Below are 14,535 nucleotides of genomic sequence, written 5' to 3' on the forward strand. Positions count from 1 at the left end.
GCGGCTGTCCACGGCGGCGCCGGGGTTCCGGGGGCGGGGTCGCTCCTGGGACCTGGGGCGAGGGGTGTTCCCGGGTCCTGGGGCGGGGGGTGCTCCCGGGTCCTGGGGCGGGGGGGTGCTCCCGGTCCTGAGGTGGGGGTGCTCCCGGTCCTGGAGTGGGGGCGCTCCCGGGTCCTGGGGTGGCCGGGGACGCCGTAGACTGGTGGGCTGTTGTCCCCACAGGGTGTCGTCACGGCCCCTGGTCCCTTGATCTGGAGTCCTCCCCCCATGCAGGCAGAATCGACGAAGTCTCTGGTGGGCCGGGAGTACGAGGTCGAGGTCGGCCCCGTCGCCCACGGCGGCCACTGCATCGCCCGTACCTCCGAGGGTCAGGTGCTGTTCGTCCGGCACACGCTGCCGGGGGAGCGGATCGTGGCCCGGGTGACGGAGGGCGAGGAGGGCGCGCGGTTCCTGCGTGCCGACGCGGTGGAGATCCTGGACGCGTCCAAGGACCGTATCGAGGCGCCGTGCCCGTTCGCCGGTCCCGGCAAGTGCGGCGGCTGCGACTGGCAGCACGCCAAGCCGGGCGCGCAGCGCCGTCTGAAGGGCGAGGTGATCGCCGAGCAGTTGCAGCGGCTCGCGGGTCTCACCCCGGAGGACGTCGGCTGGGACGGCACGGTGATGCCCGCCGAGGGCGACAAGCTGCCCGCGGGCGAGGTGCCCCAGTGGCGCACGCGCGTGCAGTACGCCGTGGACGCCGAAGGTCACGCGGGTCTGCGCCGCCACCGCTCGCACGAGGTCGAGCGGATCGACCGCTGCATGATCGCGGCGGAGGGCGTCACCGAGCTGGGCATCGAGTCGCGCGACTGGTCCGGCATGGAGTCGATCGAGGCGATCACCGCGACGGGCTCGCAGGACCGCCAGGTCATCCTGACCCCGCGCCCGGGCGCCCGCCTGCCGATCGTCGAGCTGGACAAGCCGGTGTCGGTGATGCGGGTCGAGGAGAAGGACGGCGGCGTCCACCGCGTCCACGGCCGCCCCTTCGTCCGCGAGCGCGCCGACGGGCGTACGTACCGCGTCGGCAGCGGCGGCTTCTGGCAGGTCCACCCGAAGGCGGCCGACACCCTGGTGAAGGCGGTCATGCAGGGTCTGCTGCCCCGCAAGGGCGAGATGGCGCTCGACCTCTACTGCGGCGCCGGTCTCTTCGCCGGTGCGCTCGCCGACCGCCTCGGCGAGAAGGGCGCGGTGCTCGGCATCGAGTCCGGCAAGCGCGCGGTGGAGGACGCCCGCCACAACCTGGCGGACTTCCCCCGCGTCCGCATCGAACAGGGCAAGGTCGAATCCGTCCTCCCCCGCACGGGGATCACCGAGGTCGACCTGATCGTCCTGGACCCGCCCCGCGCGGGCGCGGGCAAGAAGACCGTCGACCACCTCGCCTCCCTGGGGGCGCGGCGTATCGCGTACGTCGCGTGTGATCCGGCTGCGTTGGCTCGGGATCTGAAGTACTTCGGGGAGTGCGGGTACCGGGTGCGGACGCTTCGGGCGTTCGATCTGTTTCCCATGACGCATCATGTGGAGTGTGTGGCGATCCTCGAACCGGCCGCGAAGGGCTCCTGACCTGCGGGTTTGGGTGGTGTGCGCTATGTGTATTGTGGGCGTTACGGGCGATATCTTGACGCTGAAATGACGCTCGTTCTGATGGGGTGTCAGGCGGACGTTGGGCAGGTCAGGGGGCGTCAAGGCTGCGAGTGGCGAGGCAGCGCCGAGGACTGATGACGCTCAAAGCGGAGTCGCCGGGTCCTGCAGATCAGATGTCGCGGAAGAGACCAGCGAGTGCGGTGACCTGCCGCGATGAGCGGTTGGCGGTCGCTGACCTGCGCGAATGACCTTTCGGCTATTTCACGATCGTGACCGCGCTCAAAGACGACGAGCGCCGACTCGTCATGCCTTCTGTGCTCCGCCGAAGGTCGCTTCTTCTGCTGCAGGGACTGTCGGCTGAGGCGGTCCGGCGAGGGTACGAGGTGCGGAAGGCCCACTCGTTCTTCCGCCCACGCGAGGGCGGAGTGGACATTGCTATCGACGGCCTCCCTTACACCGTCAGTGTCAGGCAGGAGTTCCCGCAGTCCACGGATCCCGACCGCTCCTCGCGCCTCGTCGTGGAGCTCGCTCATGGCCTGACCGACCGGCCCGGCCGCTGGCGAGATCGGAAGACCCGGACGCTCGAAGAGGCCCTGGGCGCGGTCCTTGGAGAGATCGAGGTACGAGCGGCACAAGATGCCCGGCGCAGGCAGAACGAGCAGCAGGCCATTGTGGAACGCAAAGTTCGCTGGCGAGCGGCCGTGGAGGTGGCGAAAGAACAGGCTGTTCGCGAACAACTTGCCCAGGCACTACGCGAAGATGCCGGGCGCTGGCAGGAGTCTGCTGCCCTCAGCGCGTACTGCACGGCATGGGAACATCGTATTGGCGAGCTTCACGGCCTTGTGGACGAGCCGACTCTGAGTCAGACCCGGCGCTGGTTGGAGTGGGCAAGGGCGTACGTGAGGTCGATCGACCCCTTGAGTGAGCTGCCGAAGATGCCGGACGCACGCGAACCTACGCCGGAGGAACTCAAGCCATATCTCAGGGGATGGAGCCCTGACGGGCCGGAACGGCGGGGTGGTCGGTGACGCGCGCACAAGTAGTTCGCCGACCTGCTGCCGGTGACCCAGCACGTTGAGTGCGTCGCGATCCTTGAGCCCGCCGAAAAGGCTGGCCGACCTGCTGTTTGGGCGAGTGTGCGTTGTGTGCGTTACGGGCGATATCTTGACGCATATCTGACGCGCGTTCTGACGGTCCGCCAGTTGATCATTTATTTGCCTGATAGTCCGTCAGATATTTGTTCACTCACCTAGACACCTCGTTGCCTTTTAGCGGCCCCCGATTGGCAAGTGCGATCACGCTGGTATCCAGCACCGGGAGTGCCTTGGTCTTCCCCAACGAACACCAGGGTTACAGTCTCTGCGTTGCCGCGCAGACCCCACTGTGGGATCTCAAATTCCGTGTCGGAATCTCACGGTCGGTGTCGGATGGAAGTCGGATCCGACACCATGCTGAGATTCGCAGGTCGCAGTAGGCAAGAGAGAGCGCGGTCAGTGGGTTGCTGCTTTTCTACGCTGGTGCCCACGTTCACTCGTTGGGGGACTCGGCTGCCGGCGGGATACCGCACCGCCAGCAGTCGTTCGCGTGGTCGTCCTGGCAGACGTAGCGGATGGCGCCATCCACGCACCATTCGGCGGCCTCCTCGGACAGCAGGTCGGGTCCGGCAAGGAGCAGCCGACGAAATTCCGTGGTGTCCGCAATGTCGGCCGGCCGGTTGGTGAACCACTCGTCGAACCAAGGCTTGTCTCGGTGCACGTGCCAGTGCGCATTCTCCCGGTCGTCGACAGCCGTAGTGAACCGATCGACTATGCGTCCCCAACTCGGTGTTCCGAACCAGCCGTTGTCGGACGCGCAGAAGAATTCGATCAGGGTTCGCAGGCCGAACGTCTTCTCGCGAAGGCAGTACGCCCGCCCCCAAGCGATCGCGTCCTGTGCCATCTCCGCGAGTTCTTCGCGCGGATCAGCCTCGTGCGCTGGGTCGTCAGGGTTGTGGCAGGCCAGCCCGAGCTCGAGAACAGACTGCCCGGTCGGTAGAACCCGGGACGGGTTGACGATCGCGAGACCGAGACCGATCCAGTCGACATGGTCGAACGACAGCATCGAGCGCACGAGTCGGGTGGTTGCCGTGTTGATCCGCATCATTGTGCCGTCGTGGAGCGGACTCGTCCCGGCATGCCAGTTCTCGACGGGTGTGTTGCGCCACACGGCGAGCGTGATGCGGGTGGCAGCGAGCCACAGCAGGGCGTCGTCGTCGAGGTGCCCGAACCGCTTGGCACACTCCTGGGCGCCGTAGGTGATCAACTCTTCCGGTTTCGGCCACCTGTGGCTGTCGGGCCCTTCAGGCTTTTCAGGCGCGTACTCGTAGTCGTCGGCGTACTCGTCGAGGATCGCGCTCAACTCGGCCGCGCTGTAAGCCTCGCCGTACTCGGCGCTGTCCGGCTCCTCGACGGTGTACATGTCGTGGTCCCAGGAGACGTACACGTCGCCCCAGAGCACGACGTCATCGCACTCGCTGGCGTTGTCCGTCACAACCGGCCTGATGGTGATCGGGGCAGTACGCCCGTCGGTTCGCTCGCCGTCCTTCTCGGCGGCCCATGCGGTGATGACCCCGAGCGGCTTCGGAAGGAAAGGACCGACCTCGGTGATGCTGAACGGCTCGTCGTTGTCATCGGTGTCGAACCGGTTGTTGACGAACGCGACCGCCTCGGATGGCGTGCTGACGATGGACTGGCTACCACTCTCGTTGTCAACTACACGCCACAACGCTCTGTTCTTCACGGTGCTCTCCGATCGCGGTGAGTGCACCCGGGCGGGTGCGATGCGCCGGGTCGCTCGGCACTGACACCAACTTATGGGCTGATCAACCCATCCGTAGTCCCGATGGTGCTTGTCGGCGACAACGTTCGGTACGTTCGCGTGCAACCTGCTTTTCGCGACCGCGGCGACACATCAGAGGCCAACGGCGCAGGAGGCGAAGATGGCGCTGAACAAGAAGGGTTCCCGGCGCATAACCGCTGACGGGATCGAGTACCGCTGGCGGATCCGCAGGAAGCCCTCCTACATGCAGGGACTCTGCTGGACACCGATGACCTATGCGGTTGAAGTGGCCAGTGGCGGCCAGCCGGGCCCGACCTTGATCGTCAGCAGCGGTCAGACCCATCCCAGCAACTGGGTGGGCGTCGAGATGGAGCCCATTCGTCCGGCTCACGTTGCTGCCAGCATTCGGGAGGCACGGGACCGAGGTTGGGATCCAACCCGGGTCGGTTCTCCTTTCCAGCTCGACCGATCCGCGGGATTCATCGCCCAGGCATGAGACAGAGCGGAGTAGGGCGGCGCATCTGGCCCGGCATCATGGCCTGGTGACCACATGGATGCGCTGCTACTGGGACGAGGAAGACACCTGGTTCTACTTCGAGGTCGACGCCGAAGGCTGGGTGATCCGGCAGGTCGAACTCGAAGGGTCTGAGCTGATCCCGATCGCAGCTGCTTCCCTCGCCGAGTGGCAGCGGGCCCGCGACGCAGGCCGCCTCGGTGATTACGACAGCAGGTTCGGGATCACCGCCGAGCTGCCCGTCTCGGAATGGGAAGGCCACGACCCCGAACAACTCACCTTCGAGGAGTTCGAGGATGTCTGGGGCCCTGCTCGTCAGCAGAGCGCATCCCGACCCAGCTGACCTCTCGGCGCCGCACTGGCTTCTAGGCATCATCGCGACATGACCCAGACCCTTCCCCGCACCGTCCGAGCCGTCGACACCGCTCAGCTCCTGGACCTGGCCCAGGAGGCCGCCATGCATGGCTTCAGCCAGCGGCTCCCGGTCGACTGGCTACGAGAGCACCTCGCCGCAGGAGCGACGCACTACCTGTTCCCGACACTCGTGCAGCGGCTCACGCACCGTCCCGAGGTGCCGCTGCAGTGGAGGTGCCGGCAACTGCTGACCGTCAGCACCGGCGAGCAGATCTGGGGTCTCCTCGACGTCCTTCCCGACACCTTCGACAAGATCTCGGAGACCCTGGACACGGCGTCCAAGAAGGACATCGTCAATCGCATCGAGCAAGCAGTGAAGGTGCGGGAGTGGATGGAACGGACGGCCGCCGATGCAGGTTCATGAGGTCCGGCTCAGCCGGCTGGGCCGTCTGCGGAAATGACATCGATCTGCGACAGCCGCTTGCCGACACGTCGTGAAACTGGAGGGGAACGTCCAGCTCATAGCGTCGGCGCCTGACACCGAAAGTGAGAACCTACACCCACGAAGGCCGACGCCGTGTTCCATGGCGTCGGCCTTCTCATGCGTGGGGCGGGTGAGACAAGGGCCGGGATTCAGAGCCGAGTCGCCGGCCCGCGCCGGCACGGTTTGTGCGGTGCGGGCAGTGCAGGCAGCAGCTCCTACAAAGGCCGGCGGCCCCGGGCCCACTGCTCCAGCAGGTGCCGGTCGACCAGGTGCAGGCGCTGCTGGCGGGCAAACTGCTGCGCCGGGGCCGAGACCCGGCCGTTGGTCACCAGCACGACGACGTCGCCCTTGTGCACGGGCCGTCCGGTGCCGTTGAGGGTTTGCAGATCCGGTGTGCCGACTGCCGATCCGGTCAGTCCGTTGCGTCGGTGCTTGCCCTGGATCACCCAGTAGCGGCCTTGCGGGTCGTGCCCCTTCACGTCGGCGCCGAGGTCGCCCCGGCCGCCGCAGCGCAGGGCGTCGCGTGACCCGTCGTGTGCCAGCAGATCGCGTATGGCGTGCTCGAAGGCACTGTGGTGCATCGCGTCGATCTGGCCGAGCGAGTAGGTCAGGCCATCTACACGCAGCTGCGCGGAACGGATCTGGTCGATCCTCCGGTAGCACCACGCGGCCAGCGTCGCGGCGGCCACCAGGCCGAGGACTACCAACCCACCAGTGCGCCCACACCCACTGGCCGACCTTGACCAGGACCAGACCGACCACGACCAGCACGCCCAGGGCGACCAGCAGCTCCTCATCGCCGCCGCGGCGCCGGCGGCTCACTGCGCCTCCCCCGACCGCTGGCGCCCTCGCGGCAGGCCCCTGCCATCTTCCCGGTGTCCGGGCACAGCTCCACCTCACTGTCGCAGCTCCCCGCTACACCTTCATGAGAGCAGCTGACACTGACAGCCCGACGCACCACGAGATCAACCGGCCGAAAATAGCCCTGCGGCCTCAACCCGCTTGCATTGTGGGCGAGTTGGTTGCGACCGGATTGTCAGTGGGCGCCGCTAACGTCGAATGTTGCGCCGAGGAACACCCGGCCCCGCCCGGGGGTTTGACCACCCCCCTCTCACAGCGAGGACTCCTCACCGTGCCCCGTGTCCGCTCATACGTCCGCAAGGACGGCGTCGTCGTCCGCGCCCACAACCGCAAGGCCCGCCCGCGTACAGCCGCGCCGGTTACCACCCCCCGACGTCGCACTACGGCCCCGCGCCGTCGCCCCGTCCGGCATATCCCCGCCGGCACCCCGACCGCCTACGTCCGTCCCCACTACCGAGCCGACGGGACTCGCGTACGCGGCCACCGCCGGATCATCACGCCCCTGACCGCCGTCGCGGCGGCCGGCGCAGGCACGACGTTCTTCATCATCCTGCTGGTGCTGATAGCCCTCTCCGGCCACCACTGATCCCACTCAGGTAGGCCAGCAAACTGGTCCCTGCCATTTCTGACAGGGACCAGTTTGCTGGCCTTCAGTGGCTGTTAAAGCGAATCGGGTAGGACGCCGTCGGCGAGGGCCGCTTCGGTTCTCCCAGGCCGGAAAATGCACCGGGTAGACACCCGTCTGGTGCGGCTGGGGACGCCCGGCACCAGGACCCGTGGTCCCGCCGTTGGGGAGCAGGGAACCGACGCCGAGCACCACCGCACACGTCGACTGAGAGCGTCATCTGCCGGCGCGCCCCCGGCGGCCAGCGCGTGTGGGCAGCAACGACTGTGCCGTCCCCATTCGCATGTGCTCTCACCCGCACGAGCGGCATGCACCCCTCAGCTCCCCCAGGACTGCTCGGCGCTGTCGGCACCGAGCACTAATGTCGGCGCGGTGACGAGCACATGGTTCGGGGACCCTGGTGATCCCGGCAGCTGCCGGATATGCGACGAGTTCATCTACAAGGGCGAGCGGTACAGCAAGACTTTGTGCCTGGAGTGCGGCCCGGCCGTGGCCCAGGCGCGGCGCTTCCGGCTCTCCTTAGCACGCGTCAATGCGATCCTGCGCATCCAAGACGACTACTGCGCGATATGCGGCGACAGTCCGGGAGACAGTGCGGCCGACGACCCAATCTGGTGGCAGGTCGATCACGACCACTCGTGTTGCACCGGCTGTCCGAAGTGTGTGCGCGGACTGCTATGCCTGCCTTGCAACGTGAGGCTTGGCCACTACGAGAACCAGTTGCGGCGCGGCCGCCTGGATGGGTGGCGCGTGCAGAACGTCGACGATTATCTCAAGAACCCACCAGCACAAAGCACCGAGGTGCGCAAGCTCCATCCTGACGACGAGGGATGGGCGCGCGTCAGGTACACGGCCTTCACATGGCGAAGCCTCACCTGGAAGAGGCAGGACTAAGAACTCCTAACGAAATGATCTTCGAGGTGGTTGGATCACTCCGGGACTGATGATCCGGGGGTGCGGGGTGGCGCGGTCGAAGCCGTGGGAAGTTGATGACGAGCTGTGGGCTGTGATCGGGCCGCTGCTGCCGAAGGTCGAGCGCCGGATGCGGCATCCCGGACGCAAGCGGCATCCGGACCGGCTGGTGTTCCAGGGCATCCTGTTCGTCCTGCACACAGGGATTGCCTGGGAACACCTGCCGCAGGAACTCGGCTTCGGGTCGGGCATGACCTGCTGGCGTCGCCTGGCCGAGTGGACCGAAGCCGGCGTGTGGCCCCGGCTGCACGAGGTTCTCCTCGCCGAGCTCCGCGGTGCGAACGCCCTGGACTTCTGCCGCGCGGCGGTCGACGGCTCCCACATCCGGGCGTTAAAGGGGGCCCCAAGATCGGACGAAGCCCTGTCGACCGGGGCAGAACCGGCAGTAAACACCACCTGATCACCGATGCCACCGGCATCCCGCTCGCCGCCACCCTGACCGGCGGCAACCGCAACGACGTCACCCAGTTGATCCCACTACTCCAAGCCGTGCCGCCGGTGCGGGGCAAGCGTGGCAGGCCCCGGCGCCGCCCGAACGTGGTGCTGGGCGACCGCGGCTACGACCACGACAAGTACCGCCGCCTGGTCCGGGACCTCGGTGTGAAACCACTGATCGGCCGCCGCGGCACCGAGCACGGCTCGGGCCTGGGCAGCCAACGCTGGGTCGTGGAGCGCGCGTTCGCCCACCTGCACTGGTTCCGCCGCCTACGCATCCGCTGGGAGATCCGCGACGACATCCACGAAGCATTCCTCACCCTCGGATGCGCACTCATCTGCTGGCGACGCCTGAAGCCATTCCGATAGGAGTTCTAAAGCCTCACGTCCCTCTTGTAATCGGCAGTGGCGAGAACAGCCGCAGACTGCTCCTCGGGCTAGCGCTCGTGCAGCTCAGAGCCAGGCGAGGCCGCGGGTCACAGACTGGACTTCGCCGTCCTTGCGTTCGCGGCGACGGGCCAGGTCAGCTTCACGGCCGGGTACGGGGCCAGGAACGGTGCACCTCGCTTGCCTGTTGGTGGCCACCGTTACGATCAACATGTGTCCATAGAGGCGATCACTTCCAGCGTCACGGCAGCCGTCGCCCTTATCGGCGTACCTGCGGTCTATCTGCAGGCCCGCGCGGCTCGCCTCTCGGCAGTCGCCGCAGGCCGCGCGCAACTCGAGCACGCGCGGCGGACCAGCCAGCACGCGGCGTGCGTTGAAGTGTTGGCTACCGCAGACGAGTTGAAGCGGTCATGCGATATCAGCGGCAGCGCCGCATGATGGCTGGGCATGATCTACGAAGACCAAGCGGATGACAATGAGTCGGTCAGGGCGCGGGCTGCCGCTGGGCGGCAGGAAGCGGAGCAGCGACAGGACGAAGCATTTGATCACGCCTTCGAGGCGTATGAGCGTCTACGGAAGGCAGTGGCACGCCTGGAACTGGAAGGGCCAGATCGGCTCATAGCGCCGGCGGCTCGGTTGGCCGACATGGGGGACCTGCTTCAGCTACCTGGTGGGACCCCCACGTTTGACGAGGATGAGCCCGTCTGGGTAACCGAGCACGATCAGCGGCCTTTTACGTGGGTCATGAGTCAGTTCCAACAAGCTCGCACCGAGTTTGTTCAAGGCACTCGTACCTACTTCAACAGCGTCTGACGGCGAAGTGCTAGAACGTACGTCCGGTCGGGAAGTGTGCCGGCGAGTGATGGTGGTCGGTCTCCTCAGCGAGCGCGCAGCGGGGGTGCCCCTGGAGCGTGGGCAAATAAGTGCAGGCCGTGGTGCGAGGTTTTCGCGTACATCGTGTGCCCGCACTCGACGCAGGAGAGAGAGGCTGGTGGGCTCTCCAGATGGCGGCCCAGTCGTGCCCGCAACCGAGATCTGCCAGGTAGGGGAAGACGGTTCCCCAATGTGCGTGCAGTGCCCTGAACGTCATCACCCCTCCTGCTGCCCACAACGACTCCGGTATGTAAGGCGTCGATGACACCGGTATCGGTGGAGAGGACGCCCCTCGGCCGCGGACTGGCCCGTCGCAGTGGTCCCAGGAGTTTCCCACCGCGGTTCGAGGTGGCCACGTCCTACGCCGTCATCTAGCGCGCACGCCGTCGACAGTCGGCGCAGGCATGCGCGGACCCTGGGCCGTATCGATGAATCGGTGTGCCGCAGCCGGCACAGGGACCGACCTGCCAGATGCGACAACCGCAGCGCCGAGATGCTTCGGCGCGCTGCTCGGGGCTGACGTTGAGGCGCTGAGGTTGGCGGGGGATACGGAAGATCCGCTGAGGAACCTCGGGGAAGGTGTGCAGGCCGGATGCGTCAGCGTGGTCGTGGCGCGGTCGCCGGTCGTCGAAGACCCGGGTGTCCTCACCGTAGCGGCAGGTGGTGTCGAGATCTTCCTCGGTGAACGTCAGAGTCGCCTGCATCGGCGGTTCCGCGTCCGGAAGTGCCTCGTCCTCGTCGATGATGTTGCGCCAGCGGTCCCGGTCGGCTGCCGGGGCCCACAGCCGGGTCGACGCCCGGGAGTTGTGCTGACCAGGGATCTTCATGGGCACGAAGTCGCCCTCGGCGCTCGCTGCGACGAGGGCATCGACCCCAGTGTGCGGCTTGGGCGGCAGACAGAGCGCCGGCAAGCTCCAGGCGACGTGCAGTCCACCGCACGAACTGCCGCTGAGGGGGCAGGGTCTCTGGGCGGCCGGCGTGCAGGCCCAGTCCTGTAAATGTCGCACCCCGCCGCGTACGAGCATGGCGCGGTCGGAGGCAATGGCCCGCCAGGGAAGGTCATCCACGCGCCCGGTTGATCAGCGCCGCCCGGTCATCGTTCGTTACCCATAAGGGCATGATCCCGCGGTCTGCAGCGGCAGTTGAACGCCGTCGAACGGTCGATGCCGTGATCGGCGAGTATTGGGCCTCCCATCCGATATGCCCTGCGCTGCCTGACACCAGGACATCATTGCGTATCTTGCCGTCCGTGCTGCGGGCTTCAATCTGCGCGGAAAGGCCGTGACGGTGCGCGGCACGCGCGATCCGCTCCTTGAGCGCCTTGTGCTTGTCGCTCTCATCGGCTGTTGGTTTGGTGCGTACCGGCAGATGCGCGGCCACCAGGGTCGTGACCCCGTCCGACAGTGCGCCGACGGATCGTCATCCACGGAGAACGGTCTTCCTCCTCGGCCCGGCAGATGCCGGTGCCGTGATGCTGCGGACACTGCAGCAACTCGCGGTCGCGCTGCTCGATCGGCAGAGTGATCTCGTCCAGCAGCTCAGGGCGGTCCGGGTGTCCGAGGTCCGCATGCGTCAACTCGATCTTGATGTGATAGCCGGTGTGCCACACGCCGTTTGCCATAACTCAACAGGTTAGGAACCATCACTGACAATGCACCAGATCGCGTAATCACCACGACTTTTCCGGCCGATCATGGTTGTGGGACGTCAACGCGCCAGTTTGAGGCGTGCCGTCTCTGCCGCATGGGACGCGGCTTCGATCAGCCCAAGTTCCCCGGCGAGCGTTCCCACGAAGGCATCGACCACCTCGATCGCACGGCCCTCTATGGTGTCGGGCTCTGTGGAGTACGCCGCGAACTCTCCTGCACCCATGGTCGCCATGGCGGGTCGACGGGCCTGGTAGTCAGCCCACTCCGGCCTGAAGACGGCGCGCACCCTGTCGAGCTCGGTCTCGTCGATCTCCTCGTGTCGGAGGAGGCGGATTGCTTGCTCGCGGCCCTTCCACACGGCGATGCGGTGCTGGACGGGGACAGGCCCGAAGGGGCCAGGAAGGGCTCGTTCGATCCTCGGTTTACCCGGATGGCCGATCCACGGCGAGGTCAACTCCGTGAGAACCGCCGTCAGCCTGGCGATGTCGATCCGCCCAGTGCGCTCGCCCTCCTCGAGGACGAGCAGGGCGGCGCGCCGTTGCTTGAGGGTGGCTGAGGGGTGGGCAAGTTGCTCGACGATGGCGCGGACGTTCTCGCCGCGCCGGACGGCGGTCGCCTGGCCGGCAGCGCGCGCATGGGTACGCCAGGCTCGCCGAGCCTGAGAGGTGAGCACGATCGAGTCGTCGATCAGCCACAGGTACAACACGACGCGGATCAGGGAGCGTTGCGGGATACGTCCCAACGGAGAGCGCTCCCGCGCCTCAAGAAGTCGGGTGAACAACTCGCGTTGCTCGGGCGGAAAGACTCGCGGATCGCTGCCGTGCGCGCCGGTCTTGCGCGGCTCGGGGCTGGCAAGCAGGCCGTCCTCGACCCAGGAGATCACCATCCTCGGACTTGCTTTCACGCCCAGCGCGACCGCGTCCGCAACTAGATCGGCTGAGGTTCCCTCGACCCACGTGGTGGTTCGATTCCCGTTCACGGCGCCGAACTTACATCGAGATTCGAGCTCCGGAAGCTGCATTGAGCGCACGTCCGCCATAAGGCTTGGGGCCAGCAGAAAACGCGCCCCCGCACCGTGGCTCTGCCAGGAACACGCGGTGCGGGGGCAGTTGACCCATCCCCTGATTGGAGACCGTCATGTCCCACCGTACGCAGCGTCCCGTCCCGAAGAGGCGACGCGCACGCCGCCCACTTATCCAGGGCCTCGGGCAGGCAGCGTGCTACGCCGCTGCTGCCACGCTGGCCGGCGGCCTGGTTCGCGAGCTGCTCCAACTGGCCCACATGTCCACCACCTCGTGCTGACCTGAACACCAGAGAGATGCCGCGTCCGGGCCTGCCGGGCACGGCATCTCTCTGGCGGCCCGGATACGAGTAGAGGACTGCAGCTTCGTGGCGAGGAGACACGGAGCGCGTACTCCACAGCACATGGCATTTCCGGCGTAGCGGGGTCTGGTGGGCTACTGGGGGTAGAACTCGGTGATGCGATAGGGCTGTTGCTGATAATGGATGCGGAAGCCTATGCCCACTCCTCGGACAGGTCATCTACGACGATCAGCCGTGGGTCGGTGCGTGCGGTGGGACGGTGCAGGGGCTTGGCTACGGGTACGAGGCACTCGCCGAACAGGGACTGGGCGTGGAATGCCGGGGCGGTCACCATGGGTCCTACGAGCGGACCGGTTGGATGGTACTCGGCGGGCAGCTGGCGCCGGAGACCGTCGAGTTCAATGGTGACGGTGCGATGACGCGGGCGGGGGAATAGGTACAGGTTCATCGCGCTACGGCCCGGTCGCTGGTGGAAGTGAGGCCGTAGCGCATCCAGGACCGGAGCGCGGGGGCGGTGTGGATCCGTCCAGTGCCCGTGGCCCGATGACCGTTGAAGTCCCAGCCGGTGACCTCCAGGAAGGTGCCGTGACCGGTACGGAGATCGAGTGCGAGATTGAGGAGGACGGGCCGCTTGGCCACGGCGAAACCCTGCCAGGCCCGCTCCCAACGCAACAACGTGCCGAACTGCGGGTCGTCCCAGACCATCAGGCGTTGCGCGCGATGAGCGTCACGGCAGTCCAGGATCCACAGGTCGGCGTGGGCCTCCCGGCCGGCGACTTCGGCGGATGGAAGCGGGCGGGCCTGCACTTCAGCTCGCTTGCCGCAACGCAGTTGACAGTCAGCGCGGCGGTTACCGAGGGGAATCTCGGTGGCCACGCCCCATCCCTTGATCTCCTTGTGCCACGCGGACTCGGTCACAGGGCGCCCGCGTAGCGCAGCAGTTCGGCGTCGTCCTCGTCCAGGCCCAGGGCCTGCGGCCCGACCTCGGCGATCAGGTCCGCGACGGTGAAGATGCCCGGGAGGTTATCGATGCCGGCGACCAGGCGGTCGTAGCGTTTGACCAAGGTGAGGATGCGGTTTCCGCGAGCCCGGTGCCTCTTTGCTCCTTGGGTGGACTCTTTGGCCTGCTGATCGAGCCGGTCGGCCTCCCTGAAGTCGCGTTCGGCAAGAGGGGGCAGGACCTCGATGATGCGGTCGAGGTCCTGCAGTACGAGCTGCCGGGCGGTCTTCTCCGTCAGTTCGCCGCCCTCGCCGAGGACGACCTTCGCGACGACCTGGTCGTCGGTGGCGCCAGCCCGTGGGCCGGGAACGCTCGCGTCGTCCGGGGCGGTGGGTGTGGTTCCGCAGTTGGCGCCCTGGAGGGTGGGTTCGGTGTGCGTAGGGCCGGGCGGTCCGGCTAGGGCAGCGAGTCGGATCTCTTTGGTGACCTTGTTGAAGGAGGTGGTGCACATCGTCTTGACCGCGCGGTCGAACACCGCGTGGTAGTCAGCGGACAGAACTTTGATCTTCGATCGGACGATCCCCTGGAGCCGGGCGAACTGCTCGCTCTCGTTCCCGCCGGCGAGAATGCAGCGGAGGGCTTCACGGTCGAGGACGTCGCGCACGGTGTTGGAGTAGCGGCCAG

At 66.8% G+C, this 14,535-nt stretch carries 19 protein-coding genes; 10 read left to right on the forward strand and 9 right to left on the reverse strand.

Translation table 11 applies throughout. The features are described 5' to 3' along the window. Nucleotides 1-267 precede the first annotated feature (267 nt). A complete protein-coding gene (locus tag IF655_RS10795) occupies nt 268-1,596 on the forward strand; it encodes a class I SAM-dependent RNA methyltransferase (protein ID WP_199583919.1) in 1,329 nt (442 codons plus the stop codon). Nucleotides 1,597-1,886: 290 nt separating this feature from the next. Then, the gene (locus IF655_RS10800; RefSeq protein WP_199584317.1) at nt 1,887-2,645 is read left to right on the forward strand and encodes a hypothetical protein; all 759 of its coding nucleotides are present in this window, start codon (nt 1,887-1,889) and stop codon (nt 2,643-2,645) included. 499 nt (nt 2,646-3,144) lie between these two features. Here IF655_RS10800 and IF655_RS10805 read toward each other — a convergent pair whose 3' ends face one another. After that, nucleotides 3,145-4,395 carry a hypothetical protein gene (locus tag IF655_RS10805; protein ID WP_199583920.1) on the reverse strand — a complete coding sequence of 417 codons (1,251 nt, stop codon included), beginning with the start codon at nt 4,393-4,395 and terminating at the stop codon, nt 3,145-3,147. Between the two features lie 199 nt (nt 4,396-4,594). Between IF655_RS10805 and IF655_RS10810 the strand changes: the two genes are divergently transcribed. The 3 genes from IF655_RS10810 to IF655_RS10820 are packed head-to-tail and all read left to right on the forward strand — an operon-like array spanning nt 4,595 to nt 5,726. Then, nucleotides 4,595-4,930, forward strand: coding sequence for a hypothetical protein (locus IF655_RS10810; RefSeq protein ID WP_199583921.1), 336 nt, complete (start codon nt 4,595-4,597; stop codon nt 4,928-4,930). Nucleotides 4,931-4,988: 58 nt separating this feature from the next. Further along, nucleotides 4,989-5,291, forward strand: coding sequence for a hypothetical protein (locus IF655_RS10815; protein WP_199584254.1), 303 nt, complete (start codon nt 4,989-4,991; stop codon nt 5,289-5,291). A gap of 39 nt (nt 5,292-5,330) precedes the next feature. Next, a complete protein-coding gene (locus IF655_RS10820; protein WP_199583922.1) occupies nt 5,331-5,726 on the forward strand; it encodes a hypothetical protein in 396 nt (131 codons plus the stop codon). 275 nt (nt 5,727-6,001) lie between these two features. Here IF655_RS10820 and IF655_RS10825 read toward each other — a convergent pair whose 3' ends face one another. Beyond that, nucleotides 6,002-6,475, reverse strand: coding sequence for a restriction endonuclease (locus IF655_RS10825; protein WP_307814900.1), 474 nt, complete (start codon nt 6,473-6,475; stop codon nt 6,002-6,004). Between the two features lie 443 nt (nt 6,476-6,918). On the opposite strand from IF655_RS10825, the gene IF655_RS10830 reads away from it, so the two are divergent. The 5 genes from IF655_RS10830 (at nt 6,919) to IF655_RS10850 (ending at nt 9,879) form a co-directional block, all read left to right on the forward strand. Further along, nucleotides 6,919-7,233 carry a hypothetical protein gene (locus tag IF655_RS10830; RefSeq protein WP_199583923.1) on the forward strand — a complete coding sequence of 105 codons (315 nt, stop codon included), beginning with the start codon at nt 6,919-6,921 and terminating at the stop codon, nt 7,231-7,233. 411 nt (nt 7,234-7,644) lie between these two features. After that, on the forward strand, nt 7,645-8,166 hold the full coding sequence (locus IF655_RS10835) for an endonuclease domain-containing protein (protein ID WP_199583924.1): 522 nt from the start codon (nt 7,645-7,647) through the stop codon (nt 8,164-8,166). A 49-nt stretch (nt 8,167-8,215) separates the two neighbouring features. Next, nucleotides 8,216-9,048, forward strand: a protein-coding gene (locus tag IF655_RS10840) for an IS5 family transposase (RefSeq protein WP_206775702.1) whose coding sequence is annotated in 2 segments (ribosomal slippage) — nt 8,216-8,576 and nt 8,576-9,048 — 834 coding nt in all. Because the reading frame shifts where the segments join, the coding sequence is not laid out codon by codon here. Between the two features lie 231 nt (nt 9,049-9,279). Then, the gene (locus tag IF655_RS10845; protein WP_199583925.1) at nt 9,280-9,504 is read left to right on the forward strand and encodes a hypothetical protein; all 225 of its coding nucleotides are present in this window, start codon (nt 9,280-9,282) and stop codon (nt 9,502-9,504) included. A gap of 9 nt (nt 9,505-9,513) precedes the next feature. Then, nucleotides 9,514-9,879 (forward strand): hypothetical protein, encoded by a 366-nt coding sequence (locus IF655_RS10850; RefSeq protein ID WP_199583926.1) that lies wholly within the window; start codon nt 9,514-9,516, stop codon nt 9,877-9,879. Nucleotides 9,880-10,310: 431 nt separating this feature from the next. Here the strand turns inward: IF655_RS10850 and IF655_RS10855 are convergent, their stop codons facing one another. The 7 genes from IF655_RS10855 to IF655_RS10885 all read right to left on the reverse strand — a co-directional run bounded on the left by IF655_RS10855 (nt 10,311) and on the right by IF655_RS10885 (nt 14,515). Further along, on the reverse strand, nt 10,311-10,772 hold the full coding sequence (locus tag IF655_RS10855; RefSeq protein WP_199583927.1) for a hypothetical protein: 462 nt from the start codon (nt 10,770-10,772) through the stop codon (nt 10,311-10,313). 226 nt (nt 10,773-10,998) lie between these two features. Next, nucleotides 10,999-11,319: a hypothetical protein gene (locus IF655_RS10860; RefSeq protein WP_199583928.1), complete on the reverse strand. Its 321-nt coding sequence runs from the start codon at nt 11,317-11,319 to the stop codon at nt 10,999-11,001. Further along, nucleotides 11,276-11,560 carry a hypothetical protein gene (locus IF655_RS10865; protein WP_199583929.1) on the reverse strand — a complete coding sequence of 95 codons (285 nt, stop codon included), beginning with the start codon at nt 11,558-11,560 and terminating at the stop codon, nt 11,276-11,278. The genes IF655_RS10860 and IF655_RS10865 overlap by 44 nt, the downstream gene beginning before the upstream one ends. Before the next feature lie 86 nt (nt 11,561-11,646). Next, entirely contained in the window at nt 11,647-12,474 is an 828-nt protein-coding gene (locus IF655_RS10870) for a hypothetical protein (RefSeq protein ID WP_199583930.1), read from the reverse strand. A gap of 630 nt (nt 12,475-13,104) precedes the next feature. Continuing rightward, entirely contained in the window at nt 13,105-13,242 is a 138-nt protein-coding gene (locus IF655_RS10875) for a hypothetical protein (protein WP_199583931.1), read from the reverse strand. Nucleotides 13,243-13,355: 113 nt separating this feature from the next. Then, on the reverse strand, nt 13,356-13,787 hold the full coding sequence (locus IF655_RS10880; RefSeq protein WP_199583932.1) for a hypothetical protein: 432 nt from the start codon (nt 13,785-13,787) through the stop codon (nt 13,356-13,358). A gap of 38 nt (nt 13,788-13,825) precedes the next feature. Beyond that, entirely contained in the window at nt 13,826-14,515 is a 690-nt protein-coding gene (locus IF655_RS10885; protein ID WP_199583933.1) for a hypothetical protein, read from the reverse strand. Between the last annotated feature and the right edge of the window lie 20 nt (nt 14,516-14,535).

Origin of the sequence: Streptomyces sp. DSM 110735, from assembly GCF_016482685.1 — a bacterium.
GTDB lineage: Bacteria > Actinomycetota > Actinomycetes > Streptomycetales > Streptomycetaceae > Streptomyces.